Below are 25,528 nucleotides of genomic sequence, written 5' to 3'. Positions count from 1 at the left end.
GTGTAAAGGAGATGGAAATGACAGGAAGCGTTCGTACGACGGCCGTTATTGGCAGTGCGTTGATCTTGGGCGGTTTGCTGGCGCTGGGGCTCGTGTGGGGAGGCAGTTACTTCAAAGGGGCAGCGGAGGTTTGGCAGCAGTCTTCACGCAGTGTCACCGTGCGTGGCTTGGCCGAGCGCGAAGTGGCGGCGGATATGGTGCTATGGCCACTTAACTATACTGTTAATGCCAATTCGCTTTCTGACTTAGAGCAGCAACTCTCCAGCAATGAGCAGTTAATTCGCCAATTTCTGGAGGCCCGTGGTTTCGATATGGGCAACGTCAGCGTAACGCCACCGCGTATTACTGATCAATTTAGCAATATGTATGGTGGCGAACGCCCAGACGAGCGCTATCGCGCTGAGGCTACGTTGCTGCTACGTACTGATAATGTTAGTGGGGTGATAGAGGCGGTGCCCCAAGCCACTGCTTTGGTACGTCAAGGCGTGCTGTTGTCGCCTAGCTATGAATACCGCACTGAGTTTTTGTTTACTGGCCTAGACGCGATTAAGCCTGAAATGATTGCTGAAGCGACTGCTGATGCACGCAATGCAGCCCAGCAGTTTGCCGAAGATTCTGGTAGTGGTGTTGGGGGAATACGCCAAGCGACCCAGGGCTACTTTTCCATTGAAGATCTCGATAGCTATACACCCCATATCAAGCGAATCAGAGTCGTCACTACGGTAGATTACTCGTTAGAAGAGTAGTCCTTACCGCCTCAAGTAGACGGTGATTTCATGCCCGGATAACGGATCGCCGTGATGGTGTAGAACGTCTCGCCATTGGGTGTGAGTACCGTGATATCGTCGTCTACTTCTTTCCCGAGCAGTGCTTTGGCCATGGGAGCATCGATACTGATCCAGCGCTTTTTGGTATCGATTTCGTCGTGGCCAACAATTCTAAGATGAACCTGCTCTCCGCTTTCATCTTCCAAATCTACGTACGCGCCGAAAAAAACCTTGCTGGTGTCAGCGGGCAGACGATCAACAATCTGCAGTTCGTCCAACCGTTTTGTTAGGTAGCCAATACGCGCAATAACGCGGTTTAACTCTTTCTTGTTATAGGTGTAATCGGCATTTTCACTGCGGTCTCCTTGGGCGGCCGCTTCGCCGACTTTGGCCGAAATGGCGGGGCGTTTAACTCGCGATAAATGGTCCAGGACAGCGCGCAGGCGAGCCGCACCCTCTGCTGTGATCAGGTTGCTCTTAGGTTGTTGGCGCGGGTCTTTCGCTGGATCGCGCCAGCGCGTCATATTTCGGCCTTTCATTGCGTTTTTCACCTCCTCAAAGAGCACCAGCTTACGCTAATGGCAGTGTGGTTAACAAAGCGCTTATTTATTGGCGATTCATTCAAACGTTCGTTACATTATGGGTGTGGGTGATTTCAGACCCCAAAACCAAACGTATTACTTGTTAGAAAGCACAAAAATAAACCAGGAGCTTATTATGCGCACACCCCCTTTTTCTCGGTTACTCATTGCAGCGGCGTTAGGCAGCGCCTTAGCGCTAGCCCCATTAAGTGTGTCGGCTTATGAAGGCGACGTATTCTCGCTAAAAAATCGTTGGGAACACACCGTCACTGAGATGCCAGCTAACGAGCGCGAGAGCACGCTTAAAGCGCTGGCCAGTGAGGCTGAGCAACTGGCTAGCCAACACCCTGATCAAGCGGAAGTATTAATCTGGCAAGGCATCGTGCTGGCTTCCTATGCACGTGAACGCGGCGGGCTTGGTGCATTAGGCACCGCGGGCGATGCCCGCGATGTGCTGGAGCGGGCCATTGAAATCGACCCACAAGGCGGTAATGGTTCGGCTTATGTCACGCTAGGAGCGCTATACGACCGCGCCCCAGGCAGGCCATTAGGCTTTGGCAACAGCGATACCGCTGAGCGCATGTTTCAGCGCGCGCTAGAGATTCGCCCAGACGGTATTGATGTGAACTATTACTACGCGGCGTTCTTGAAAGAAGAAGGTAATACCCAAGCTGCTCGTGAGCATGCCCAGCGCGCGGTGAATGGTACTGCACGCGAGACCCGTCAAGCATCTGATGAAGCACTGCGCCGGGATGCCGAGGTATTACTCGGCGAGCTGTAGACTGTTAGCCAAGGCGTCTAGCGCTAAGGTTGATAGAAACGCTAAGGTTGATAGAAACGCTAAGGTTGATAGGCGCATTGGCATTCCCAGTGGTAAGCATTGATAATAGAACGATTGTTAACACTGGGAGTGCTTCATGGCATCTAGCCCTAATTCATTAGTGCCCGATGCGTCAGCGCCGCCTCAGTTAGGCCGAGACGATGTCGAGCTTATTCAGCGAGAGAGCCTTTATCAGGGGTTTTTCCGTTTGGAAGCCTTAGAACTGCGTCATCGTCTGTTTGAAGGTGGTTGGAGCGGCACGATGCGGCGTGAGGTGCATAACCGCTTCGACGCTGTTGGTGTGCTGCTTTACGACCCTGCTCGTGACGCGTTAGTACTTGTCGAACAGTTTCGTGCTGGCGCGATTGACGATCCGCTTTCCCCTTGGAAGTTAGAGTTGGTGGCGGGGCTGGCAGATAAAGACGAATCTCTTGAAGATGTTGCCCGCCGCGAAGCCATGGAAGAGTCTGGCTGCCAGGTTGGCGTGCTGACTAAATTACATACTTATTATCCAAGCCCAGGGGCGTGTAACGAGCGCGTGACGCTATTTTGTGGCTTAGTCGATACCCAGGGTATGGGGGGAATCCATGGCCTGGATGATGAGCACGAAGATATCCGTGTTCATGTGGTGACGTTCCCAACAGCATGGGAACTCCTGGAGCAGGGAAGACTCGATAACGCCATGTGTTTGATTGGGCTACATTGGTTAGCGAGCCAGCGCGCTTCGCTGCGTGCTGCTTCTCATCGAGCAGCGACAATGCCAAGCGAATCTGAAAAGGAGTGAACATGGCTAGAACCGCCTATGTCACCGATTTAAAGTCCCTGCAGGGCGAGTGTAGCGCCAACTATATGCGCATGCTTCGTTTGGTAGGTGATATGGAAAGTGGCCAGCGACGTGATATCGCGCTGCATGGCGATGACCAGCATTTCGGCGATTTACATCTTAAGATTCTGGAGCAGGCGCCCTATACCACGATGGTGGAAGTGACCCAGAGTGGGCCGCTAGATGCGGTTATTGAAGGCCCCAGAATGCGTGTCCATCTCTACCATGATGTACGTATGGCAGAAGTGACTGACTTTCAGCGTGAGCGCCACTTTAGTGGTCGCTATCGTTATCCGAATGCCAGAATGCACCAGCCAGATGAGAAGCTGCAGCTGAATCGCTTTCTAGGTGAGTGGCTGGCGCATGGCTTAGCCCATGGCCATGCCTGTGATATGCCGGAGTTACCCTAATGCGGCTGGTTCAGATAACTGATTCGCACCTGCATGCCGATAAGGCGGCTCGCTCACGGGCGGGAATTCCGTGGCAGCAGTTTGAGCGTGTGCTGGAAGCAGTGATTGCTGAGCGGCCCGATATCGTCGTATTTAGCGGTGATGTAAGCCAAGATGAAACGGCTGCCTCTTATGCGTTGGCATGCCAAGCGCTGGCATCATTGCCGTGCCCATGGTTCTGGATTCCTGGCAATCACGACCAGCTAGCATTCATGCAAGCGGAGCACCCGCTGGTGGAGGAAGTCGACCTGGCCCAATGGCGATTATTGCTGTTGGATACCCATGTGGAAGGCCAGCCGCATGGCGAATTGGGCGCTGAGCGCTTAAATGCATTGGCTGAGCGCCTAGAAAAAGATGATCGCCCTACCTTGATTGTGATGCATCATCCCCCCGTTGATGTGGGCGCTGTGTGGATGGACGCTATTGGCCTTCAAGATCGCGATGCGTTTTGGCAACTGTTAAACCGCCACCCTCAGGTTAAGATCATCCTGTTTGGTCATGCCCACCAAGCCTATGCCCAGTCGCACCGTACCGCGGATGGCAAGATTGACGTGCATGGTTGTCCTGCTATCGCTGACCAGTTCTTACCCGGCGCAGAGCAGTTTGCGATTGATGAAGCGTCTCGACCCGGCTATCGAATCATTGATCTTCATGGCAGTGATTGGCAGACCTGGATTGAGCGTGTCGCCGTATAGTCTGTGCCTGTGATGATACTGTTAGGCAATAAAGATATAAAAAGATAGTTATTAATTCTTTTGGGTTATTATTCACTCGGCGTTACCCTATCCTCAAATAACCGTCTTTCGGCAACGCTACCGTTAGGCGGCAAATAGCGTTTGCACGTGCAAGCACCGTTTTGTGAGGGAGTAGGTAATGAACCAGTTTTCTGCGCCGTCGGCGTCCCAGCGTGAGGTGTCTGCCACACCCGACGCGGCACGTTTGACCCATCTAAAGCAGCTAGAAGCTGAATCGATACATATTATCCGGGAAGTCGCCGCTGAGTTTAGTAACCCGGTCATGATGTACTCCATCGGTAAAGACTCCTCGGTAATGCTGCACTTGGCGCGCAAAGCCTTCTACCCGGGGACACCGCCATTCCCGTTGATGCATGTGGACACCACCTGGAAGTTTCGTGAAATGATCGAGTTTCGTAACCGCATGGCAGAAGAAGCGGGGATGGAGCTGATTGTGCATACCAATGAAGAGGGGCGGGCCGCCAATATCAACCCCTTCGACCACGGTAGTGCGAAATATACCGACATCATGAAAACTCAGGCGCTCAAGCAAGCGCTGGATAAGCATGGCTTTGATGCGGCTTTCGGCGGCGCACGGCGTGATGAGGAAGCCTCACGCGCTAAAGAGCGTGTCTACTCCTTCCGCGATAAATACCACCGCTGGGATCCGAAGAGCCAGCGTCCTGAACTTTGGAATGTGTATAACGCCAACGTTAACAAGGGCGAGTCAATTCGCGTCTTCCCTCTTTCGAATTGGACCGAGCTGGATATCTGGCAGTACATCTATCTTGAGTCGATTCCGATTGTGCCACTTTACTACGCCGCCAAGCGGCCTGTGGTTGAGCGTGATGGCATGCAGGTTATGGTTGACGATGATCGCTTGCCCCTGGCACCAGATGAAGTGCCTGAAGAGAAGTTTGTGCGCTTCAGAACGCTGGGCTGTTACCCACTGACCGGTGCGGTGGAATCAACGGCAGCTACACTGCCCGAGATTATTCAAGAGATGCTGTTGACCAAAACCAGCGAGCGTAGTGGCCGTGCCATTGATCGTGACCAGGTCGGTTCGATGGAGAAGAAAAAGCGCGAAGGCTATTTTTAAGGAGTAGGTCTAATGGCTCATCAATCCAATTTAATTGCTGACAATATCGAGCAGTATCTTCACGAGCACGAAAACAAAGACCTGTTGCGCTTTATTACCTGCGGCAGTGTTGATGACGGCAAATCTACGCTGATCGGGCGACTGCTGCACGACTCTAAAATGATCTTTGAAGATCAACTGGCGGCAATTACCCAAGCGTCTAAAACCAGTGGCACTACCGGTGACACAGTTGATTTGGCGCTGTTGGTAGATGGTTTGCAGTCAGAACGAGAACAGGGCATTACCATTGATGTTGCTTATCGCTTTTTTTCCACCGAAAAGCGTAAGTTCATTATTGCTGATACCCCAGGGCATGAGCAGTACACCCGTAATATGGCTACCGGCGCTTCAACGGCCAGCTTGGCAATTATTTTGATCGATGCCCGTTATGGGGTGCAGATCCAAACTCGTCGCCATAGCTTTATTGCCGATTTGCTGGGCATTCAGCACTTGGTGATTGCGGTTAATAAAATGGATTTGGTGGAGTTCTCCGAGCAGCGCTTCAACGAGATTGTTGATGAGTACCGCGCGTTTGCCACCAACCTTAGCGCGCCGGATATTCGCTTTGTACCCATGTCGGCACTCAACGGCGACAACGTCGTCAACCCAAGTGATCAGACGCCTTGGTATTTCGGCACGGATTATGAAGGTAAAACGCTGATTGAGCTGCTGGAAAGTGTCGAAATCAGCCGTGACCAAAACCTCACTGATTTACGTTTGCCGGTACAGTACGTTAATCGCCCAAATCTGGATTTTCGCGGTTATTGCGGCACATTAGCGGCAGGTATTCTGCACCCAGGCCAGGAAGTAAAAGCGCTGCCATCGGGTAAAACGTCACGGGTTGAGCGAATTGTGACGTTTGACGGCGACTTAAGCGCCGCTTATCCAGGCCAGGCAATAACTGTCACCCTGGAAGATGAGATTGATATTTCCCGCGGTGATTGGATTGTCAGTGCCGACGCCGACTTACCGCTTTCTAATGCGTTCATGGCGGATATTGTATGGATGCATGAAGATGCACTGGCGCCGGGAAAACTGTATGACTTTAAGCTCGCCACCCGAGATCTATCTGGGCAGGTAAGTGCCATCGAGTACCAGATTGACGTTAATACACTTGAAAGACATGCCACTGATTCGCTGGGGTTAAACGCGATTGCTCGCTGTGAGGTAGAGTTAACAGCCGCGATTCCAGTGGATGACTATCGCACCAGCCCTGGTACTGGTAGCTTTATCATCATCGACAGATTGACTAACGTAACGGTTGGCGCTGGCATGATTCGCGGGACAGCCGATGCCCGCGAGCAGGTCAGTGGCGCTACTGACTGGGCAGCCTTTGAGCGTGATTTGAACGCGCTAGTGCGTAAGCATTTTCCGCACTGGGAAGCGAAGGATGTGCGCGACTTACTACGTTAACAGGTGCTGTTAGCAAGTGCTGTTAGCAAGTGCTGTTAGCAAGTCCTGGTAAGCAGGTACGTGAGCTGAACCAAAAAGCCGCCTTGGTCACCGAGACCAAGGCGGCTTTTACGTAAGGAGCAGCGCTACTGTGTGTTAGACGAAGACTGCGCGTTAGGGAAAAATAGCTGTTGGCCGTTGACAGTAAAATCGGCAATCGCTTGCTGTCCTTCTTCAGACACCAGCCACTGGTGCCACTGGGCCGCTAAATCATGCTTCAAGTGCGGGTGTCGCTGTTCAGAAAGCAGCAGAGTGCCGTACTGATTAAACAGCGCATCGTCGCCTTCAAATAACAGTGTTAAGTCTTGCGGGTTTTCAAACGCTACCCAAGTTGCGCGGTCAGTGAATGTGTAGGCGTTCATCCCTGCAGCGGTGTTTAGGGTTGGGCCCATACCGCTACCTAACTCGCGATACCATTCACCTTGAGGGGTCACCTCTGCACCTTCCCATAAACGCAGTTCGGCACGGTTGGTGCCACTATCATCTCCACGGGATGCAAAGGGCGATTCGCTTTCCGCGATACGTGCAAACGCCTCGGCGACGTTGGCACTACTGCTAATGTCTGCAGGGTCATCGCTGGGCCCGACAATCACAAAGTCGTTATACATGACGTCCAGGCGCTCGCTGGCGTAGCCATCGGCGACAAACTGCTCTTCGCCCGCCGTGTCATGCACCAGCAGGCTATCGGCATCTCCTCGGCGGGCAATCTCAAACGCTTGTCCTGTTCCTACAGCGACCACACGCACATCAATGCCAGTGGCATCGGTGAAGGTAGGAATAATCGCGTCAAATAGCCCTGAGTTTTCAGTGGAAGTGGTTGACGCTAAGGTGATGAAATCATCGTTAGCGAGCAGTGAGGCACTCCACGAGAGGCCTACTAATCCTGAGGTTAATAAGCTAGCGGTAGCCAACGTTGTGGTTTTTTTCATAGGGTTTCTCCTGGGGTTACCAAACAAGTTCGCCGCGAATAAAGGCTCCCGCTTGTGTGGAAGCTGGCGTGTCAAAAAAGTGTTGGGCCTGTGTGTGCTCTAGCACTTGACCGCTATACATAAACACCACCTCATCAGCCAGGCGGCGTGCTTGATGCAGGTCGTGGGTCGTCATAATGATGCGGGTGCCGTTCTGGTGAAATTCATTTACCGCATCTTCAACCGCCTTGATAGCAGCAGGGTCTAGAGCAGATGTAGGCTCATCTAAAAACAGCACGGCAGGGTTAAGTAACCAGGCACGAGCAAGCGCAAGGCGCTGCTGTTCGCCGCCGGAGAGCACCCGGGCAGGACGCTTAGCAAGCGCGACTAAGCCAAATTTTTCGAGTGCCTGCAGGGCCATGTGTTTGCGCTGCCGACGTGGCACTCCGCTAACTGCCAGGGCATAGGTCAAATTATCGATTGCCGAGCGGCGCAGTAGCACCGGGCGCTGGAATACCATGGCTTGGGCAGGCGGCTCTCCCTGCCAACTAACGTGGCCACTGCTGGGGGAGAGCAGGCCGTGGGCCAAACGCATTAACAGGCTCTTTCCCGCACCGTTGGGACCCATAATAAGTGTGCGTTGGCAGCCTGAAAGTGTCAGCGTGGTGGGAGCGAGTAAACGATGCCCGCGATGCTCAAAACTGACCTGATCAAAATGCAGTGAAGGCACGGTCGTCATAAGAGACTGGGGAAAACTAGCTGGTGGAAAAACAGACGCGTTCATCCTAACCGCCTCTTAGCCGTCTCACTAACCGTGTGAGTCAATGCATTAATCAGCGTCACAAGGCTAAGCAGCACTATGCCTAATCCCAGCGCGAGGGGGAGGTTGCCTTTACTGGTTTCCAACACAATGCTGGTAGTCATTACGCGGGTGACGCCATCGATATTGCCACCGACAATCATCACTGCACCGACTTCAGCGCTAGCGCGGCCAAAGCCTGCGAGTATCACGGTTAATAGTCCAAAACGTGCGTCCCACAGCAGAGTAGGCATCATGCGTAGCGGCTTCAGGCCAAGAGAGCGCAGCTGTTCGGCATACTCGTTATGCAGTGTCTCTACTTGTTGGCGAGTAAGCGCGGCAATAATCGGGAATACTAAAATGACTTGTGCAATCACCATGGCCGTTGGCGTAAACAGCAGCCCAAACTGACCTAGTGGCCCCGCGCGGGAAAGCAGTAGATAAACACATAGCCCAGCGACCACTGGGGGAAGACCCATGAGCGCGTTAAGCAGCACGATCAACGCGTTGCGGCCAGGGAAGCGCCAAAGAGCCAGCGCTGCGCCCAGTGGTAATGCCAGTGCACTAGCGAGCAGTACTGCAAGCAACGATACCTGCAGCGACAGCGTCACGATATCGATTAACCCCTGATCCATGCCCAGAATCAAGGCAAACGCTGTGTAAAAGGGGTTCTCACTTGGGGACATTGCTGTTCGCACCCTCATTTTTGTAATTCAGCATCGTTTTAACAACCGACATCATGTGAGTTCAATCATCTTAGGTGCATCTGCTAGCATAATGTACGCAAACTTGATGTAATGCACTTTAGCCTGAAATATATGCAGCTATATGCAGTAAATTGCGAGGCACATGAGCATGTTAAGGGAGTTCCTCACCACGGCAGAGGTGGCCGACTACCTGCGCTTAAAAGAGCGAAAGGTGTATGACTTGGTGCGCCAGGGTCAGATACCTTGCAGCCGCGCTACCGGAAAATTGCTCTTTCCTCGTCAGCATATCGATATGTGGGTGCTTAGCCATTTAGAAGGTGACCAAGCGTTGCGTTCGCCGCTGCCGTTGATAGTGGCGGGTAGCCAAGATCCACTGTTGGAGTGGGCGGTTCGCGAAAGCGGTAGTGATTTGGCTTCACTGTGCCACGGCAGTGGTGATGGCCTGCGCCGCTTGATGGAAGGAAAAGCGATGCTGGCGGGTATTCACTTACTCAACTTTGAATCCGGGCGCTATAACGAGCCAGCGGCACTAGGGCTGGGAGGTGTGCGGGACTTAATCGTGCTGCATTGGGCGAAGCGTCAGCAAGGGTTGCTAGTGGCGCCGGGAAATCCACTGGGCATTCAAACGCTTAATGATATTTCTCGGCAGAAGGCTGCGCTTGCCCACCGTCAGCCTGATGCAGGTGCGGCGCAGTTACTGCGTTGCCTGCTACAGCGGTCAGCGATTGAACCGAACAGACTAAATTTGGCAGCTAACGTTTCGTTGAGCGAAGATGATTTAGCCCTTTCCATTGCTCAAGGTGAAGCGGACGTTGGACTTGGGGTCGAAGCAGCAGCCCGTCGTCAACACCTACACTTTATACCGCTAATTGAAGAATCATTTGACTTGGTGATGCACCGCCGAAGTTACTTCGAACCAGCGGTTCAGGCGCTTATCTCATTTACTCGCCAGGAGCGTTTTATCCAGCGGGCGGGGGCTTTGCAAGGCTATGACGTGAGCGGCTTGGGAGAAGTGTTGTACAACGCTTAGCAATATGGCTTTTGGCGGTTGAGGGACACCCGCCATTACGCCACACTGGTGACCGTTTAGCTATTTAACAGAGCCATCACAGGAAGTGAACAATGTTGGGAATGACGCAAAATATAGCGGTTGCCGATGACGTGGCTGAGTGTTTTTCGTGTGGGTGCCAATAATGGCGTGGTACCACCAGTGGGCAAGCTTTGCCAAGCGGTTGGCTCACGTGGTGGCACAGCCGATGAAGCGCGACAGCGGTCATGGGGGGATGATGGTGCACCCCTACCGTGGTTATGGTTCCCAGCAAGAGGTGTTTGTGATGGGGCGCGTGTTTCGTCAGGCCGCATTAGGTAGGGCGATACCTCGGCGAGGTATGTTGCGAGACACTGCAGATGTTGCTCGACGTATCTTTCGACGCGGCCTCGCTAATGCCAAAGTGGATATACGCATTGGCGATAATCAGCTGTGCCTAACGACTGACCGCGACGGTTACTTTGACGCTCACTTGCCGATCAGTACTGCGTTACCGGTTGATGTTTCCTGGCATCGTGCCGATATCATGGTTCATGCTGACGGCCACCCGCCAATCCGGACCAGCGTCGAAGTTTACGTGCCGCCTCCCGAAGCAGATTTGTTGGTGATCAGTGATATTGATGACACCGTCATGTTCACTGGTGTCGCTGAAAAGCTCAAAATGCTGTATCGCTTGTTTGTCCGTAAGCCGCATCGACGCACGGCTTTTCCTGGGGTGGCATCGCTTTATCAGGCGCTGTATCGAGGGGAAACTGAGAAAGCTGAACGGCCTATTTTGTATGTTTCCAGAGGGCCCTGGGCAATCTATGAGATGTTGGAAACCTTCTTTCAACTCAATCGCATACCTGTCGGGCCCATTCTGTTTCTACGCGAGTGGGGGATTTCTCTGCGCCGCCCGTGGCCGCGGCGGGCCGAAGCGCACAAGCGTGATTTGATCGACCGCATGTTAGCGCTCTATCACGATATGCCCTGTATTTTGATTGGTGACAGCGGCCAGCACGACCCAGAGGTTTATACCGAGGTGGTGAAGGCATATCCGACACGAATCAAAGCGATCTATATTCGTCGGGTTGATAAGGATCCTCAACGGGAAGAGGCGATTCAGCGTTTACGGGATGAACTTGCCCATACTGATTGTGAATTAGTACTCGCTGCTGACAGTATTTTGATCGCCAAACATGCCTACTCTAAAGGCGATATTTCTGCCAGAGGGCTGCAGGCTGTGCAGCGGGATGTAGACGCGCATCACCATGACCCTGAATAGTTGCAGGTGAGTGCGCCTATTTTGTGCTCATGGTAAAACTAAACACGGGTTAGCGGGTCGTTAATTTAGGCTCTTAATCAGCGGTGAGTGTGATCATGGTCATTGTGTTAATCGTATTGGCGCTGGCCATTTTTGTTCTGCCTAACTTATGGGCAAAATGGGTGTTGAAACGCCACACCCGTGGACGGGATGACTATCCGGGTACCGGCGCGGAGCTTGCTGAGCATCTGCTACGCCGTTTGGGTGTTGACGGTGTGAAAGTTGAGCGTAGCGAATTTGGTGATCATTACGACCCGGAATCGCGCTGCGTACGTCTCACCCCGGACCACTATGATGGCCGTTCACTGACGGCGGTGACCGTAGCTGCCCACGAGGTCGGGCACGCTATTCAACACCATGAAGGCTACGCGCCTCTGCTAGCCCGAAGTCGTTTGGTTCAAGTAGCGCAAAAGGCAGAAAAGCTGGGCGCTATTTTAATGATGGCCGCACCGTTTCTGTTTGTGCTCACAAGACTGCCTGGTGGGCTGGCAGCGGTTATCGCCATGGCCGTTATTAGTTTTGGCACCGCCGCGCTGGTGCATCTAGTGACGCTGCCCGTTGAGTTCGATGCCAGCTTTAACCGTGCACTGCCACTGCTTAAAGAGTACGTGCCGCCCTATGACATGCCCGGCGCTCGCCATGTGCTTACCGCCTGCGCGTTCACCTACGTTGCTGCTTCGTTAGCCAGCGTGATGAACCTTGGCCGTTGGCTGGTGATTTTGCGGCGTTGAGATTGGCTAGAGCTTGGGAAGCCACGATGAGTAACAAAAAAGCCGCTCAACATTAGAGCGGCTTTTCATCGTTGTCGCTGAGATGCGGACGAGTTACTTCTTAATCATCCGGTAACCAGCCAACAATACCAAAGCACCTACAATAGCGGTCACAAAACTGCCAAAGCTAAAGTCGCCCATGGTGCCAAGCCCAACCAGTGAGCCAATCCAGCCACCGACAAAGGCGCCAGCAATACCGAGAAGAATGGTAACGATAAGGCCACCTGGATCTTTACCAGGCATAATCATTTTTGCAATCACACCGGCGATAAGACCGAACAAAATCCACGCTAAAAAACCCATCTTTACTCCTTGATTAATATCCCATTAGTGAGCTTGTGCCTATATGAGCGATGACATTATGGGCTATCCCATAACGATCTAAGTAATTAAGAACTGTTACAAAAAAACGTGTTATTAACAGTACGATCATTACAAGCTTGATTGACACAAGCGTACGACACAGCCCATCAATACTCGTTTCGATTGGCGATAATCACCGCTCGACGTGGGGCGGGGTAGCCTTCAATGGTGCGGGTTGGGTCGCTGGGGTCGAGGAAATCCGCTAGCGATTGATAGGTCATCCACTCGGTTGAGCGCTGCTCGTCAAGTGTTGTTAGCGCTTCGTCGACCACTCGCACATTGGTAAAACCGCACCGTTCTAGCCAGTGACATAGCGCTTTTGAAGAGGGCAGGAAGTAAACATTAGGCATCGCGGCGTAGCGTTCGCCGGGTACAAACACGGTTTGCTCATCGCCTTCCACCACTAGTGTTTCTAGCACCAGTTCACCGCCAGGGGCTAACGCCTCTTTTATTTGCTGCAGATGCTCAAGAGGCGAAGGACGGTGGTAGAGCACGCCCATGGAAAATACCGTATCGAAAAATCCCAGCTTTTCCGGCACATCTTCAATGCCTACCGGTAGAAACTGCGTGCGGCCGCCGTCGGCATTGCCAACGAAGTGGCGCACCGCCTGAAACTGCCAATAAAAGCGTGGTGAAGGATCAATCACAAGCACAAAGGCTGCGCCTTCTCCGGCCATGCGCCAAGCGTGGTAGCCGCTGCCACCGCCAACATCCAATACCTTACGGTACTTTAGCGGCGCAAGATGCGGGGCGACTCTTTGCCATTTCCAATCGGAGCGCCATTCGGTGTCGATATCAATGCCACCCAACCGAAAGGGGCCTTTGCGCCAGGGCGACAGTTTGCGCAGCAGGTTAAAACACTGGCGCTTTTGGCTATCACTCAAAGCGACATCAACGCTCACTGTATCGCTGGTAAGATCGACGTGGCGCTCTTCGGGTAGAGCAGGTAGTTTGGCAACTGCCTTCTCCCAGGCGGACAGGTCGCCATGGCGCTGGCGATCTAGCCCATTGGCCAGCTGTTCAGGCAGCTTGGCAAGCCAGGGTGTCAGTGCGGCATCCTGGCTGGCTTGATCTAAAAATGCCTGATAAAGCGCGCGATGATCATCGGGTAACAGCGGCACCTTAATCCTCCTTGAAGGCGATCAGCGAGGTAAAGTTCAAGTACTGGAACCAAGTCATTGAGCGAGGAAAGCCCGCTAGGGCTAAGCGGCCATGTAAGGCATCAAGCGTGTCGGGAATCAGCACGTTTTCCAGCGCTGTGCGTTTTTGGCTGATTTCCATATCGCTGTAGCCATTGGCACGCTTGAAGTCATGGTAGCGCTCGACTCGCCATGCGTTATCCCGCTCATCGGCATCGATGGTTTTCTCCGATAAAATCAGTACGCCGCCCGGTTCAAGGGCATCGTAAAGCCGCTTCAGCAGCGCATCGCGATCGGCAGGGGGCAGAAACTGCAGCGTAAAATTAAGAATGATCATGCCGGAAGGTGCATACTCAAGCGTGCGTATGTCGGCCTCCTCGATCTGCATGGCATGGTCTGGGCACTCTTCTGAAAAGGTTTGCTTGGCCCTAGCCACCATGGCGGGTGAAAGATCCACACCGGTATAACGAAAGGCATCGGCGGGAAGTGCACCCGCCAGTGCCAGGCCGGATGCGCCCAGCGAGCAACCTAGGTCGTAAACGTGAGCGCCATGGCGCAAATGGCGTTGGGCAATTAAGCTCAACATGCCGAGGATTTGCCCGTAACCGGGCACTGAACGGCGGATCATATCAGGGAAGCACGCAACGACCTGTTCGTCGAAGGAGAACCTTGCCACCTTATCTAAGGGTGTTGAAAAGATAGCGTCGCGGTAAGATGCATCACTCATGGGCAAGCCAGGATTATTAATGAGGCTGCGTAGTTTACGCGCCCTTGATACACCAGAACAGACCTGTTTATAACAGATTCCTGCTGCATGGAATGGCGCCACAGGAGAAGGCATATGGCTTCAGCAACACGCACAACCCCCGATACACTACCCGCATGGCAGACGTTGAAGCATCATGCTGACACGCTACAACAGGTACACTTAAAAAATTTGTTTGGTGATGATGACAGTCGCTGGTTGAACTTCACGCGCCAAGTGGCAGGTTTAACCTTGGATTTATCTAAACAGCGTTGGGATGATGACACCCTTGAACACTTGCTGGCGCTGGCGCATGAGGCGGGAATGCCTGGGGCGATTGATGCGCTGCTAAGCGGAAAGCGTGTCAACGTCAGTGAAAATCGCCCCGCACTACATACAGCTTTACGGTTACCTGCTGATGCCACGCTTGAAGTAGAAGGGGAAGATGTGGTGGCCGCTGTGCATGACAGCCTTGCCCAAATGGAGTGCTTGGTGCAGCGCTTACAGGCGGGGCAGTGGCGTGGTGCAACCGGTAAGCCGATCCGGCATGTGGTGAATTTAGGTGTCGGCGGCTCGGATCTTGGCCCGTTAATGGTCACCCATGCGCTGGCAGATTATCGCCCAAAAGAGGGGCACCCATTGGACGTGCACTTTGCGTCTACCATGGATGGCTCCCAGCTGGCGGATTATCTAAGTCGCTTTAATCCTGAAACAACCTTGTTTGTTTTATCGTCCAAGTCGTTTACCACTATCGACACGCTTTCCAATGCTAATACGGCCAAAGACTGGCTATTAGGAAAGCTTTCTGAGCATGGCGATCTTCCCAATGCCGCACCATTAAGCGCAGAGTTAATTGTTCGCCAGCACTTCATTGGTGTGTCGGCGAGCCCTGAAAAGATGAGTGAGTGGGGTATTTCCTCAGATCACCAACTGATGTTCTGGGACTGGGTCGGCGGGCGTTACTCCTTGTGGGGCACCATCGGCCTCCCGATTGCGCTCGTCGTAGGTATGGATAACTTCCGTGAACTGTTGGCGGGTGCCCATGCAATGGACTGCCACTTCCGTGATGCACCGATGGAAGAAAACCTGCCAGTACTGCTGGGGTTAGCTGGTATCTGGAACGTCAATTTCCTGGATATTCGTGCCCATTCGATACTGCCCTATGATGGACGCTTAGAGTACTTTGCTGCCTATCTTGAACAGCTTGAGATGGAGTCCAACGGTAAGTCGGTGACGCGCCAAGGCCAAGCGGTGAATTATTCAACGTGCCCAGTGCTTTGGGGGCAGCTTGGTCCCAACGCTCAACACGCCTTTTATCAGTTACTTCACCAGGGCACCCAGCCGGTCGTATGCGATTTTATAGCACCGCTGAAGCGCTACGATGAGGTAGAAGACCCGGATACACGTCGCCATCTAAAAGCACAGCACCGCCTAGCGTTGGCGAACTGCTTTGCTCAGTCACGAGTGCTGATGCTGGGGGATGACGCTCTAGAGGATGAAGGCCCTCGCCCAGAGCACAAGCGCTACCGTGGGAACCAGCCCTCTACAACGGTCCTGTTGGATAAGCTAACACCCTTTACGCTGGGGGCACTGATCGCCCTGTATGAGCACAAAGTGTTTGTACAGGCGGTTATTTGGGATATTAATCCGTTTGATCAGTGGGGCGTTGAGCTAGGTAAGAAAATTGCCACCGACACCCAGGCGATCATTGATGGAGGCGGTGATATTTCCCGTATGGATGCTTCCAGCCGCGGCCTGATTGAGGCGTTTTGGGCGGCAGAGCAGGAGTAGCACGCTATTCTGATTTTCATGGCTGGATATACAGCTTTTTGCTTTTCCGCTATCCTGTGCCCTTTTGTAAGCCGCCAAAGACTCGTTTCAGTACGCTTTGTTTCAAGTACTTAAGAGCGGCTGCTAGCGCTATTTTTTTAGGAACCGATGTTACATGACCCAGTTTGATGCCTCCCAGTACGGCGCGAGTTCCATCGAAGTCCTGTCAGGGCTCGAGCCGGTGCGTAAGCGTCCCGGTATGTACACCGACACCTCGCGGCCTAACCACCTCGCTCAAGAGGTTATCGATAATAGTGTTGATGAAGCCCTTGCAGGGCATGCATCGGCTATTAGCGTGGTGCTGCATTCCGATGGTGCCATAGAAGTGCAGGATAACGGCCGTGGCATGCCGATCGATTTGCACCCTGAACATGGCGTGTCGGGCGTCGAGCTAATCTTTACCAAGCTCCACTCGGGTGGCAAGTTTTCCTCCTCCAGCTATCGCTTCTCGGGCGGTTTGCATGGGGTTGGCGTATCGGTGGTTAATGCCTTATCGCGCCGTTTAGATGTTGAAGTCACTCGTAATGGCGCGCGCCATGCCATGGCCTTTGAGTTTGGCGAAAAAGTCGAAGAGCTACACGAAATTGGTAAAGCGGCAAAAAAAGCGACGGGCACTCTCGTGCGTTTTTGGCCAGATGAGAGCTACTTTGACAGCCCAAAGCTTGCCCTTTCAAAGTTAAAGCACTTGTTACGTGCCAAGGCAGTACTGTGTCCTGGACTGGCGGTTACGCTGGTAGAGCCTGATGGCACCAAAACTGAATGGGCCTATGCCGATGGCTTAAAGGACTACCTGGCTGAAGCTACCGATGGCTATGAAGTGGTGCCGAATGAACCCTTTGTAGGCCATTTTAGCGACGACGAGCATGGCGTTGACTGGGCGATTCAGTGGTTGCCCGAAGGTGGCGACGCGTTGTTGGAAAGCTACGTAAACCTGATTCCCACGCCCCAGGGCGGCACGCATGTTAATGGCTTCCGTTCAGGGTTGTTGGAAGCGCTGCGGGAGTTCTGCGAATACCGCAGCCTGTTGCCCCGCGGCATTAAGCTGACCGCCGACGATTTATGGGAACGAGCCTCTTTTGTGCTTTCGGTTAAAATGCTTGATCCTCAGTTTGCTGGGCAAACCAAAGAGCGGCTCTCCTCACGCACGATTGCGGGCTTCGTGTCTGGGGTGTTGAAAGATGCTTTCTCGCTTTGGCTTAACCACCACATTGAACAGGCCGAACAGCTGGCCGAAATGGTGATCAGCGCCGCTCAGCAGCGCCAGAAAAAGTCCAAAAAAGTCGCCCGTAAAAAGGTGACTTCTGGTCCCGCGCTGCCAGGCAAGCTCGCCGACTGTTCCGGCCAGGATCCTGCCCTAAGTGAGCTGTTTTTAGTCGAAGGCGACTCGGCAGGTGGTAGCGCCAAACAAGCGCGCAACCGTGAAACTCAAGCCATTCTTCCGCTGCGCGGCAAAATCCTCAATACCTGGGAAGTCGATACCCACGATATCTATGGCTCTCAGGAAGTACACGATATCGCCGTGGCGATTGGTGCCGACCCCGGCAGTGCAGATCTTGAAAAACTGCGCTATCACAAAATCTGCATCCTGGCGGATGCGGACTCCGATGGCCTGCACATTGCGACGCTGTTGTGCGCGCTGTTTGTAAAGCACTTCCCCAGCCTGGTGGATGCCGGGCATGTGTTCGTCGCCATGCCGCCGCTTTATCGAATCGATTTAGGTAAAGAAGTGCACTATGCCCTGGATGAGAGCGAGAAAGCCGCCATTCTCAAGCAGTTGGCGAAAAAGCGTGGCACGCCCAATGTTCAGCGTTTTAAAGGCTTGGGTGAAATGAGCCCGCTACAGCTGCGTGAGACCACCATGTCAGTGGAAACCCGTCGCCTAGTGCAGTTAACGCTGGAAGAGGGCGATGGCACGATGGAAATGATGGATATGTTGCTGGCCAAGAAACGCGCCGGTGACCGCAAAAAGTGGCTGGAAGATTACGGCAATCTCGCTGATGTAGAGGTGTAGTTACAGATATAGAGGCGTCATCAGTCTGGTTGTAATGACTGTTTTAGCGACTGTTTTCGCAACAGTTGCAAAGCCAGTTATAAAGACCGGAGGGGGGAGCCCAATCTGCTAGGCAAACGTTAACAGGCATTATTACAGTGCCATGCTATTTGGCCGATAGTTGAATAGGTAGCTTACATACTAAGACGCGTAAAAAACGCTCATAGACAGGGGAATAGCTTTGTTCAACACAATCTCTCGGCAGTTAACGTTGTCTGCAGTGGTGCTCACACTACTAATGGCTGTCAGTATTTACGGCGTGATGGCATGGCGTGGTCAGCCGCTGGTGATCGATGCAAGTCAGTCATTGATTGAGCGTACGGGCGGCTCTATCGTGAATGCGCTGAATGGCCAGCTGGCTCGCGTCGAGGGGAATACCTCGAGCTTAGCAGCGTTGGCCGAGTCGCTTCCTCAAGATGAAGCGATTTACCAGCAAGCACTGCCCAATGTGGTCGATGATAACGGCAATATGACGATTGCCGGAGGCGGTATTTGGCCTGAGCCAGGCGCATTTTCGCCGGGTGTCGAACGCTTCAGTTTTTTCTGGGCACGTAATGCTCAGGGAGCGTTGGAGTTTCTAGATGACTACAACGCAAGCACTATTGCGCCATACCACGACGAAGCATGGTATAGCAGTGCTCGCGATGCGACGCCAGGGCAGTGCGTTTGGTCTGCCGCGTACCGCGACCCAGCGACGGGGGTTGCCATGGTGACCTGTAGTGTTCCGTATTATATCGATGACGCTTTTTCCGGAGTCGCCACCATTGATATGCAGCTAGGCGGCGTGGCCGAGTTTCTTGCAGAAAATGGCGGTGGTACAGGCGGTTACGCCTTTGTACTGGATAATGAGCGCAATGTCATTGACCTGCCGGGGGTAGAGCAAGCCTCTGATGAGATGAAAGGTTTAGCTGACGTTGCTCGTGATATGCCTTGGCTCCAGCCCGTTGTTACGGCGGTAACTGCTGGGCAGGAACAAGCGAGTGTCGAAAGCGCAGGCGTGTTAGCAGAAGCTGCAGAGGTGCGCCTATTTGATATGCCACGTACGGGGTGGACGCTGGGGTTAGTAACCCCTAGCGAGCAAGTCACGGCTTTGGCACGTACGTTAACACGTGACCTGCTGCTATTTATTGTTCCCTTGCTGGCACTCTTACTGGGGCTTGGGTGGTGGGGTGGTCGTATTTTGCTAGCGCAAATACGCAGTACTACGCGTCAAATCGATCAACTGGGTCAGGATGACTCAAGTCGCGAGCTAACCATCTATCGCGAGGATGAGATTGGCGAACTGCGCCGTGCTGTTAATCGATACTCGGAGAAGCTACAGCGGCTATTTGGTGATGTGCGGAGCGTGGCCGATGCCATCGCCAGCGAATCCACCGAAATAGCGGCAGGCAATACGGAGCTTTCTAGCCGAACAGAACAACAGGCGGCTTCTCTTCAGGAAACGTCATCAACGATGGAAGAGATGGCGGCTACGGTGAAGCGAAACGCTGATAACGCTCAAGAGGCCGACCTACGGGCAAAAGAATCAGCAGATAAAGTAAAGCGTGGCGGCCAACAGGTATCGAGGCTGGCGCAATCCATGGAAGCGATCAACGAAAGCTCTGTTGAAGTCGCTTCAATTGTTCAAGTAATTGAAAATATTGCTTTTCAAACCAATATATTAGCGCTTAATGCCTCGGTAGAGGCAGCGCGTGCGGGTGAGCACGGAAGAGGCTTTGCGGTGGTTGCCAGTGAAGTACGTGAGCTTGCCTCGCGCAGTGCTGCATCGGCCAGAAACATTAATGGGCTGATCAAAACCACGTCTGAGCAGATCGCGACGGGCAGCGGTTATGCTCAAGAAGCTGAGTCCGCTATGAAAGAGATTGTAGTTGCCATTGAGGAAGTAACGGCACGCATTAGCGAAATCAGCCAAGCTTCCAGCGAACAAACCAATGGCATTGACGAGATTAACAGTGCGGTAACGCAGATGGATACGGTGACCCAGCAGAATGCGGGCTTGGTTAGCCAGGCCGCAGGGGCTGCTAATGAACTGTCGTTACAGGCCCAGCGCTTAAAAGGCTTGCTGGACGAGTTTCACGGCGGTGCGCAAGCGGTATCCCAGGCTCCAGCACTGTCGAATGCATCGCATGAAAAGTATCAATTAACATAGCGTGCCATGCTAAGTGGCCGCGTGTCCGCTTATCAGCCGCCCCGACTGGGGCGGTTTTGTTGTTAAGGTAGGATATGATCGACATGGATATTCAAGTAGCAGAGGGTGACGTCGAACGGCTGTCCCTGCGCGATTACACCGAAAAAGCGTACCTCGACTACTCGATGTACGTCATTTTAGACCGCGCCTTGCCCAATATTGGCGATGGGATGAAACCTGTGCAGCGGCGCATTATTTACGCCATGCGTGAACTGGCGCTGCACGCCAATGCCAAGTACAAAAAGTCGGCGCGTACCGTCGGTGATGTGCTGGGTAAGTTTCACCCCCATGGCGACAGCGCGTGCTATGAAGCAATGGTGCTAATGGCCCAGTCGTTTAGCTATCGCTATCCGCTGGTGGATGGGCAAGGCAACTGGGGTAGCCCTGATGACCCCAAATCCTTTGCTGCCATGCGCTACACCGAAGCCAAGCTGTCTAAGTTTGCAGAAGTGCTGCTCAGCGAGTTAGGCCAGGGCAACGTGGATTGGACCCCCAACTTCGATGGCACGATGCAAGAGCCGGTAGTGCTTCCCGCGCGTTTGCCGCACGTGTTACTCAACGGCGGTACCGGCATCGCGGTTGGGATGGCAACCGATATTCCACCTCACAACGTGACTGAAGTGGTAGAGGCGACCTGTCACCTGTTGCGGAACCCGGAAGCGACCACTGTCGACCTGATGGAATTTGTACCGGCACCCGATTTCCCCACCGATGCCGAAATCATCACGCCGAAAGAAGACCTGCGCAAGCTCTACGAATCAGGCCGCGGTTCGGTCAAACTGCGCGCTCGTTATGTGCGCGAAGAGACCAATATCGTGATTACCGCTGTGCCTTATCAGGTCAGCGGTGCCAAAGTATTGGAGCAGATCGCTGCACAAATGCAGGCCAAAAAGCTGCCGATGGTAGCCGACCTGCGTGATGAGTCCACCCATGAAGAGCCTACTCGTCTGGTGATTGAGCCACGCTCTAACCGCGTGGATGTTGAATCGCTGATGGCGCACCTGTTCGCCACCACGGATTTAGAAAAGAATGTGCGGGTGAACATGAACGTGATCGGCCTGGATGGTCGCCCCCGCGTGATGCCGCTACCCGATATGCTGAGCGAGTGGCTGCGCTTTAGGCGAGCGACCGTGCGCCGCCGCTTAGAGCATCGTTTAGGTAAAGTCGAAGACCGTCTGCATATTCTTGAAGGCCTGCTGACGGCTTACCTCGACCTTGATGAAGTGATCCGTATTATTCGTGAAGAGGATGAGCCTAAGCCAGCATTGATCGCTGCGTTTGGTCTTTCTGAGCGGCAGGCAGAGGCGATCCTAGAGCTGCGATTGCGCCATCTTGCTAAGCTGGAAGAGATGAAAATTCGCGGCGAGCAGGATGAACTGGAGAAAGAGCGCAAGTCACTGCAAGGCTTGTTGGGTAGTGAAGCTAAGCTAACCACGTTAATTGAAAAAGAGATCCGCGCGGCGGGTAAAGAGCATGGTGATGCGCGTCGTTCGCCGCTGGTTGAGCGTAGTGAAGCAAAAGCGCTCTCTGAAGTAGAGTTGTTAGGCGCTGATCCGATTACCGTCGTGTTGTCGGAAAAAGGCTGGATTCGTGCGGCGAAAGGCCATGATATCGATCCGGAAGGGCTCTCCTATAAGGCCGGCGATAGTTTCCAACTGGCGGCTCGTGGTAAAACCAACCAACCTTTGGTGTTGCTAGACGACACTGGCCGTGCTTATACCCTAGCAGCGCATAATTTGCCTAGTGCCCGAGGTCAAGGTGAACCGGTTACCGGCCGTGTCAACGTGTCGGCAGGTGCGCGCATGGCAGGGCTAATGCTGGCGCCGCCCACCAAACGATACGTATTGGCCAGTGATGGTGGTTATGGTTTTGTCGCGCAGCTCGAGGCGCTGACAGGCAAAAATAAAGCCGGTAAAGCGGTACTGAGTGTTCCTAAAGGGTGCAGCGTTATGGCCCCAGTGGAAGTGCCGGAAGGCGAAGGCCATTGGGTTGCATCGGTTTCCAATGAAGGCAGGCTGCTGCTGTTCCCGTTAGACCAGCTGCCTGAAATGGCTAAAGGAAAAGGCAATAAAATGCTCGATATTCCCGGCCCGCGTGCGGCTCGACGTGAAGAGTTTGTGCGCGATATTGCCGTTGTGGCAGAGGGCGGTGAACTCATTATTCATGCCGGTAAGCGTAAGCTAACCCTGAAAGCCGACGATCTCGCGTATTATCGTGGTGAACGCGGTAGGCGAGGCAGCAAACTGCCCCGCGGTTTCCAAAAAGTAGATTGTTTAGAGGCAGGGGAGTAAGTCATGGCAACACGTTATTTGATTCGTGCAACCGGGGTTGCGCGCCCAGGGCAGTTAGCTGGCCTGGGTAATGCGTTGGCGGCTGGGCGTGCCCGGCTGTTGGATATTAATCAAAGCGTGACGTTTGGCATGCTCTCTTTGGAAATGCTGGTGGGGCTTGATCAGGACAGCGCTTTGGAAGCCGCTCTTAGTGAAGCGGGAGATACGCTCGGTTTAGACGTGCAGGCAATTGCGGTGAGTGGCGACGACTATCAGCGCTGGAGTGAGCAAGCCAGCCAACCAAGACTAATCTTAAGCCTGCTAGCCCCCAAGCTGCCTGCCGGCATATTAGCTGAAGTAGGATCGCTGACCGCAGAGTTTGGTCTCACTGTTGAGCTAATTCACCGTCTTTCAGGCCGCGAAGCGCTTGAAGGTGACTCGCCTGCTAACGGGGCTTGCGTTGAATGTTGGCTCAGAGGCAGTGATGTAGAGCTAGAAGCCCTACGCGAAAAGGCGCTCGCGCTAGGTGCCCAGCATGGTGTCGATATTGCTATTCAAGAAGATACTATCTGGCGTCGGCATCGTCGTTTAGTGTGTTTTGATATGGACTCGACGCTGATCAAGACTGAGGTGATTGACGAGCTCGCTCGCCGCCATGGGGTCGGAGATGAAGTCGCCGACGTGACCGAACGAGCGATGCGTGGCGAGCTGGATTTTCAAGAAAGCTTCCGCGAGCGTATGAGTAAACTAGCCGGTTTAGACGAGTCGGTCTTAAAAGAGATTGCTGCCGAGCTGCCATTAATGGACGGCGTTGAGCGACTAATGGCGAACTTAAAGCGCTTTGGTTACCGCACGGTGATACTGTCTGGGGGCTTTACTTACTTTGCTCGCCATCTTCAGGAAAAGCTCGGTTTTGACGAAATCCACGCCAACGAGCTGGTCATTGAAAATGGCAAAGTGACCGGCGATGTGAAAGAACCGATTGTCGATGCGCAGCGCAAAGCCGACCTTTTAGAGCAAATTGCGTTACGTGAAGGTTTTACCTTAGAGCAGACCATTGCCGTTGGTGATGGTGCCAACGATCTGAAAATGCTGGCAAAAGCGGGGCTTGGTATTGCATTTCGCGCCAAGCCGATGGTTCGCGCACAAGCTCGTCAAGCAATTTCAACGTTGGGAATTGATGCGGTACTGTATTTAATTGGCTATCGGGAAGCAGATTTGATCGACTGACTGATAGCGCTACCAAGTGAACAGGCGGTGCCTTAGCACCGCCTTAGCCCTAGTTGGCAGTATGAGCGTTAACACCGCCATACTCCGCACGCAGGGCTTCTAGCTTAGCGACCTCATTTTCGCTAAGCGATGGTGAGTTCCAAAGTGGCTCACCTTGCGCGTTATTTATCCCCAGTAGCGTTAAGGTTAGCTGTGAATCGCGGGGAATCTGATCATTACCCCAGGGGCCGAAGCGGTTGGGGGCAAGACTCCATTGTGCGGTTTCACCGGGGGCTAGGCCGCCAGCAATAACATAGTAAAACGTTTCATCGACCCACGCTGTTTCGCGTCCTGGGCTGGTCAATACGCCATGTAAAAACAGTTCTGATACCTCTTGGTCAGAACCATTCGTTACCTGAAGATCAATGACAGGTTCGAATGCGCCATAGGGGCTGGTACTGATGTAGTAATCGGCACTTTCAATGCTCACTTGGGCGCGCTGTTGTTGATCGTGTTCGGCCCGCGCTTGTTTGGTTTCTAGACGATCAAGCGTTTGCAGCGCCTGCTCGCGTTCGCGGGCACGGCGTTCGCGCAGCATTTTATCGGCGCGCTCTATAATCTCATCACCCGTTAGGCCATGCATGTAGGCATTCGCTGACTCGGCAATTTCGGCGGCATTCATACGTTGGGCATTGAGTAAATCGATGCCGCTAAACGATGACATGGCAATGATCGTTAATGCTTGATCAAACTCATCGCGCTTGTAGGCGGGGAGTGAGTCGCGCACTTTCTCAACCGAAACTACGGCGGCTGGCATTGAGCTTGTGTCTATTTTGGGGTCTGAGCAACCCGCTATCATCAACGTGGTTAATGACAGTGCCGACAACCTAAGCAGGCTCCACATATAATTACCTCAAAACAGGCTAACAAAACGCAAGGAGCTTACCGGAAAGTGTCGCTTCCCACTACTATCTCGCGTCGTTGACATATAAAAAGCGCTGGCGTTTCAGCCAGCGCTTAGCGATCAAGAACGGATGTTCCTGCCTTTTAGCCATGTCCCTTGTCAGGGTGCGGGACAGGTTTTTCACCGACTTCTTCTGAGCGGAGTTCTACCGGTTTGCCCTGGGTTTTATCTACGTGCTTGAGCTGCATGTGAAGACCCGTTTTGGCGAGCAAGTGAGCGCTAACCGGTGCGGTAATGAATAAAAACAGCGTGATTAGCAGTTCTTGTACGTCAGGCTTGCCATCGATACTCCAAAAGTAACCCATTGAGGCGACAAGCATGCAGCCTATGCCGAGTGTGGTGGCCTTGGTAGGGCCATGGAGGCGCATGTAGAAGTCTCTTAGGTGAGCGAGACCCAGTGAGCCGATAAAGACGAAAATACCGCCTGCTACCAGCAGTAGTGAAATCAGCGCTTCGACAAAAAACGACATT

Annotated in this window: 24 protein-coding genes; 15 read left to right on the top strand and 9 right to left on the bottom strand. The window is 53.3% G+C overall.

The window, feature by feature from the left end:
• Positions 1–17 precede the first annotated feature (17 nt).
• Entirely contained in the window at positions 18–746 is a 729-nt protein-coding gene (locus tag K7H08_RS03010) for an SIMPL domain-containing protein (protein WP_193085710.1), read from the top strand.
• 11 nt (positions 747–757) lie between these two features.
• On the opposite strand, the gene greB is transcribed toward K7H08_RS03010, so the two are convergent.
• Positions 758–1,306, bottom strand: coding sequence for a transcription elongation factor GreB (gene greB, locus K7H08_RS03005; RefSeq protein WP_084183742.1), 549 nt, complete (start codon positions 1,304–1,306; stop codon positions 758–760).
• A gap of 178 nt (positions 1,307–1,484) precedes the next feature.
• Between greB and K7H08_RS03000 the strand changes: the two genes are divergently transcribed.
• The 6 genes from K7H08_RS03000 to cysN all read left to right on the top strand — a co-directional run bounded on the left by K7H08_RS03000 (position 1,485) and on the right by cysN (position 6,725).
• Positions 1,485–2,129 carry a tetratricopeptide-like helical gene (locus K7H08_RS03000; protein WP_038485734.1) on the top strand — a complete coding sequence of 215 codons (645 nt, stop codon included), beginning with the start codon at positions 1,485–1,487 and terminating at the stop codon, positions 2,127–2,129.
• A gap of 136 nt (positions 2,130–2,265) precedes the next feature.
• Positions 2,266–2,952, top strand: coding sequence for an NUDIX domain-containing protein (locus tag K7H08_RS02995; protein ID WP_198349156.1), 687 nt, complete (start codon positions 2,266–2,268; stop codon positions 2,950–2,952).
• Positions 2,953–2,954: 2 nt separating this feature from the next.
• Positions 2,955–3,401 carry a DUF1249 domain-containing protein gene (locus tag K7H08_RS02990; RefSeq protein WP_193061241.1) on the top strand — a complete coding sequence of 149 codons (447 nt, stop codon included), beginning with the start codon at positions 2,955–2,957 and terminating at the stop codon, positions 3,399–3,401.
• Positions 3,401–4,135, top strand: coding sequence for a phosphodiesterase (locus K7H08_RS02985; protein ID WP_231657145.1), 735 nt, complete (start codon positions 3,401–3,403; stop codon positions 4,133–4,135). Before K7H08_RS02990 ends, K7H08_RS02985 begins: the two co-directional genes overlap by 1 nt.
• Positions 4,136–4,313: 178 nt before the next feature.
• Entirely contained in the window at positions 4,314–5,273 is a 960-nt protein-coding gene (gene cysD, locus K7H08_RS02980) for a sulfate adenylyltransferase subunit CysD (protein WP_089037579.1), read from the top strand.
• Positions 5,274–5,285: 12 nt separating this feature from the next.
• On the top strand, positions 5,286–6,725 hold the full coding sequence (gene cysN, locus K7H08_RS02975) for a sulfate adenylyltransferase subunit CysN (RefSeq protein WP_231657144.1): 1,440 nt from the start codon (positions 5,286–5,288) through the stop codon (positions 6,723–6,725).
• A 125-nt stretch (positions 6,726–6,850) separates the two neighbouring features.
• Here the strand turns inward: cysN and K7H08_RS02970 are convergent, their stop codons facing one another.
• Genes K7H08_RS02970 through K7H08_RS02960 form a run of 3 tightly spaced genes read right to left on the bottom strand, consistent with a single transcriptional unit; the run spans position 6,851 to position 9,157 of the window.
• Entirely contained in the window at positions 6,851–7,693 is an 843-nt protein-coding gene (locus K7H08_RS02970; RefSeq protein WP_231657143.1) for a substrate-binding domain-containing protein, read from the bottom strand.
• A 16-nt stretch (positions 7,694–7,709) separates the two neighbouring features.
• Positions 7,710–8,456: an ATP-binding cassette domain-containing protein gene (locus K7H08_RS02965; RefSeq protein WP_193068148.1), complete on the bottom strand. Its 747-nt coding sequence runs from the start codon at positions 8,454–8,456 to the stop codon at positions 7,710–7,712.
• Positions 8,453–9,157, bottom strand: coding sequence for an ABC transporter permease (locus K7H08_RS02960; protein WP_231657142.1), 705 nt, complete (start codon positions 9,155–9,157; stop codon positions 8,453–8,455). Before K7H08_RS02960 ends, K7H08_RS02965 begins: the two co-directional genes overlap by 4 nt.
• A 163-nt stretch (positions 9,158–9,320) precedes the next feature.
• Between K7H08_RS02960 and K7H08_RS02955 the strand changes: the two genes are divergently transcribed.
• The 3 genes from K7H08_RS02955 to K7H08_RS02945 all read left to right on the top strand — a co-directional run bounded on the left by K7H08_RS02955 (position 9,321) and on the right by K7H08_RS02945 (position 12,260).
• Positions 9,321–10,208: a helix-turn-helix transcriptional regulator gene (locus K7H08_RS02955; RefSeq protein WP_231657141.1), complete on the top strand. Its 888-nt coding sequence runs from the start codon at positions 9,321–9,323 to the stop codon at positions 10,206–10,208.
• A gap of 163 nt (positions 10,209–10,371) precedes the next feature.
• A complete protein-coding gene (locus tag K7H08_RS02950) occupies positions 10,372–11,490 on the top strand; it encodes an App1 family protein (RefSeq protein WP_231657140.1) in 1,119 nt (372 codons plus the stop codon).
• Between the two features lie 95 nt (positions 11,491–11,585).
• Entirely contained in the window at positions 11,586–12,260 is a 675-nt protein-coding gene (locus K7H08_RS02945; RefSeq protein WP_095603218.1) for a zinc metallopeptidase, read from the top strand.
• 93 nt (positions 12,261–12,353) lie between these two features.
• On the opposite strand, the gene K7H08_RS02940 is transcribed toward K7H08_RS02945, so the two are convergent.
• From K7H08_RS02940 to cmoA, 3 genes are all read right to left on the bottom strand, one after another.
• On the bottom strand, positions 12,354–12,602 hold the full coding sequence (locus tag K7H08_RS02940) for a GlsB/YeaQ/YmgE family stress response membrane protein (protein WP_231657139.1): 249 nt from the start codon (positions 12,600–12,602) through the stop codon (positions 12,354–12,356).
• 167 nt (positions 12,603–12,769) lie between these two features.
• The gene (gene cmoB / locus K7H08_RS02935; protein WP_231657138.1) at positions 12,770–13,783 is read right to left on the bottom strand and encodes a tRNA 5-methoxyuridine(34)/uridine 5-oxyacetic acid(34) synthase CmoB; all 1,014 of its coding nucleotides are present in this window, start codon (positions 13,781–13,783) and stop codon (positions 12,770–12,772) included.
• 1 nt (position 13,784) lies between these two features.
• Positions 13,785–14,528: a carboxy-S-adenosyl-L-methionine synthase CmoA gene (gene cmoA, locus K7H08_RS02930; RefSeq protein ID WP_038485692.1), complete on the bottom strand. Its 744-nt coding sequence runs from the start codon at positions 14,526–14,528 to the stop codon at positions 13,785–13,787.
• A gap of 114 nt (positions 14,529–14,642) precedes the next feature.
• On the opposite strand from cmoA, the gene pgi reads away from it, so the two are divergent.
• The 5 genes from pgi (at position 14,643) to serB (ending at position 24,114) form a co-directional block, all read left to right on the top strand.
• A complete protein-coding gene (gene pgi / locus K7H08_RS02925) occupies positions 14,643–16,337 on the top strand; it encodes a glucose-6-phosphate isomerase (RefSeq protein ID WP_038485689.1) in 1,695 nt (564 codons plus the stop codon).
• Positions 16,338–16,491: 154 nt separating this feature from the next.
• On the top strand, positions 16,492–18,387 hold the full coding sequence (gene parE, locus K7H08_RS02920; RefSeq protein ID WP_095603217.1) for a DNA topoisomerase IV subunit B: 1,896 nt from the start codon (positions 16,492–16,494) through the stop codon (positions 18,385–18,387).
• A 220-nt stretch (positions 18,388–18,607) separates the two neighbouring features.
• A complete protein-coding gene (locus K7H08_RS02915; RefSeq protein ID WP_231657137.1) occupies positions 18,608–20,575 on the top strand; it encodes a methyl-accepting chemotaxis protein in 1,968 nt (655 codons plus the stop codon).
• A 74-nt stretch (positions 20,576–20,649) separates the two neighbouring features.
• Complete coding sequence (gene parC / locus K7H08_RS02910; protein ID WP_231657136.1) at positions 20,650–22,905, top strand: DNA topoisomerase IV subunit A; 2,256 nt, start codon at positions 20,650–20,652, stop codon at positions 22,903–22,905.
• Between the two features lie 3 nt (positions 22,906–22,908).
• Positions 22,909–24,114 carry a phosphoserine phosphatase SerB gene (gene serB, locus K7H08_RS02905; RefSeq protein WP_038485677.1) on the top strand — a complete coding sequence of 402 codons (1,206 nt, stop codon included), beginning with the start codon at positions 22,909–22,911 and terminating at the stop codon, positions 24,112–24,114.
• A 49-nt stretch (positions 24,115–24,163) separates the two neighbouring features.
• Here the strand turns inward: serB and K7H08_RS02900 are convergent, their stop codons facing one another.
• Positions 24,164–24,997 (bottom strand): DUF6694 family lipoprotein, encoded by an 834-nt coding sequence (locus K7H08_RS02900; RefSeq protein ID WP_319618642.1) that lies wholly within the window; start codon positions 24,995–24,997, stop codon positions 24,164–24,166.
• A gap of 143 nt (positions 24,998–25,140) precedes the next feature.
• A complete protein-coding gene (locus K7H08_RS02895; RefSeq protein ID WP_038485670.1) occupies positions 25,141–25,527 on the bottom strand; it encodes a Na+/H+ antiporter subunit G in 387 nt (128 codons plus the stop codon).
• Position 25,528 lies beyond the last annotated feature (1 nt).

Origin of the sequence: Halomonas sp. IOP_6 (genome assembly GCF_021151565.1) — a bacterium.
GTDB classification, from domain to species: domain Bacteria; phylum Pseudomonadota; class Gammaproteobacteria; order Pseudomonadales; family Halomonadaceae; genus Vreelandella; species Vreelandella alkaliphila.
This window is presented reverse-complemented; position numbering and strand designations above follow the sequence as displayed.

What these genes read in the sequence shown, in the direction of transcription:
- K7H08_RS03010 (WP_193085710.1), top strand. Translation starts at nt 18, where the DNA reads ATGACAGGAAGCGTTCGTACGACGGCCGTTATTGGCAGTGCGTTGATC.
- greB (WP_084183742.1), bottom strand. Translation starts at nt 1,306, where the DNA reads ATGAAAGGCCGAAATATGACGCGCTGGCGCGATCCAGCGAAAGACCCG.
- K7H08_RS03000 (WP_038485734.1), top strand. Translation starts at nt 1,485, where the DNA reads ATGCGCACACCCCCTTTTTCTCGGTTACTCATTGCAGCGGCGTTAGGC.
- K7H08_RS02995 (WP_198349156.1), top strand. Translation starts at nt 2,266, where the DNA reads ATGGCATCTAGCCCTAATTCATTAGTGCCCGATGCGTCAGCGCCGCCT.
- K7H08_RS02990 (WP_193061241.1), top strand. Translation starts at nt 2,955, where the DNA reads ATGGCTAGAACCGCCTATGTCACCGATTTAAAGTCCCTGCAGGGCGAG.
- K7H08_RS02985 (WP_231657145.1), top strand. Translation starts at nt 3,401, where the DNA reads ATGCGGCTGGTTCAGATAACTGATTCGCACCTGCATGCCGATAAGGCG.
- cysD (WP_089037579.1), top strand. Translation starts at nt 4,314, where the DNA reads ATGAACCAGTTTTCTGCGCCGTCGGCGTCCCAGCGTGAGGTGTCTGCC.
- cysN (WP_231657144.1), top strand. Translation starts at nt 5,286, where the DNA reads ATGGCTCATCAATCCAATTTAATTGCTGACAATATCGAGCAGTATCTT.
- K7H08_RS02970 (WP_231657143.1), bottom strand. Translation starts at nt 7,693, where the DNA reads ATGAAAAAAACCACAACGTTGGCTACCGCTAGCTTATTAACCTCAGGA.
- K7H08_RS02965 (WP_193068148.1), bottom strand. Translation starts at nt 8,456, where the DNA reads ATGAACGCGTCTGTTTTTCCACCAGCTAGTTTTCCCCAGTCTCTTATG.
- K7H08_RS02960 (WP_231657142.1), bottom strand. Translation starts at nt 9,157, where the DNA reads ATGTCCCCAAGTGAGAACCCCTTTTACACAGCGTTTGCCTTGATTCTG.
- K7H08_RS02955 (WP_231657141.1), top strand. Translation starts at nt 9,321, where the DNA reads ATGAGCATGTTAAGGGAGTTCCTCACCACGGCAGAGGTGGCCGACTAC.
- K7H08_RS02950 (WP_231657140.1), top strand. Translation starts at nt 10,372, where the DNA reads ATGGCGTGGTACCACCAGTGGGCAAGCTTTGCCAAGCGGTTGGCTCAC.
- K7H08_RS02945 (WP_095603218.1), top strand. Translation starts at nt 11,586, where the DNA reads ATGGTCATTGTGTTAATCGTATTGGCGCTGGCCATTTTTGTTCTGCCT.
- K7H08_RS02940 (WP_231657139.1), bottom strand. Translation starts at nt 12,602, where the DNA reads ATGGGTTTTTTAGCGTGGATTTTGTTCGGTCTTATCGCCGGTGTGATT.
- cmoA (WP_038485692.1), bottom strand. Translation starts at nt 14,528, where the DNA reads ATGAGTGATGCATCTTACCGCGACGCTATCTTTTCAACACCCTTAGAT.
- pgi (WP_038485689.1), top strand. Translation starts at nt 14,643, where the DNA reads ATGGCTTCAGCAACACGCACAACCCCCGATACACTACCCGCATGGCAG.
- parE (WP_095603217.1), top strand. Translation starts at nt 16,492, where the DNA reads ATGACCCAGTTTGATGCCTCCCAGTACGGCGCGAGTTCCATCGAAGTC.
- parC (WP_231657136.1), top strand. Translation starts at nt 20,650, where the DNA reads ATGATCGACATGGATATTCAAGTAGCAGAGGGTGACGTCGAACGGCTG.
- serB (WP_038485677.1), top strand. Translation starts at nt 22,909, where the DNA reads ATGGCAACACGTTATTTGATTCGTGCAACCGGGGTTGCGCGCCCAGGG.
- K7H08_RS02900 (WP_319618642.1), bottom strand. Translation starts at nt 24,997, where the DNA reads ATGTGGAGCCTGCTTAGGTTGTCGGCACTGTCATTAACCACGTTGATG.
- K7H08_RS02895 (WP_038485670.1), bottom strand. Translation starts at nt 25,527, where the DNA reads ATGTCGTTTTTTGTCGAAGCGCTGATTTCACTACTGCTGGTAGCAGGC.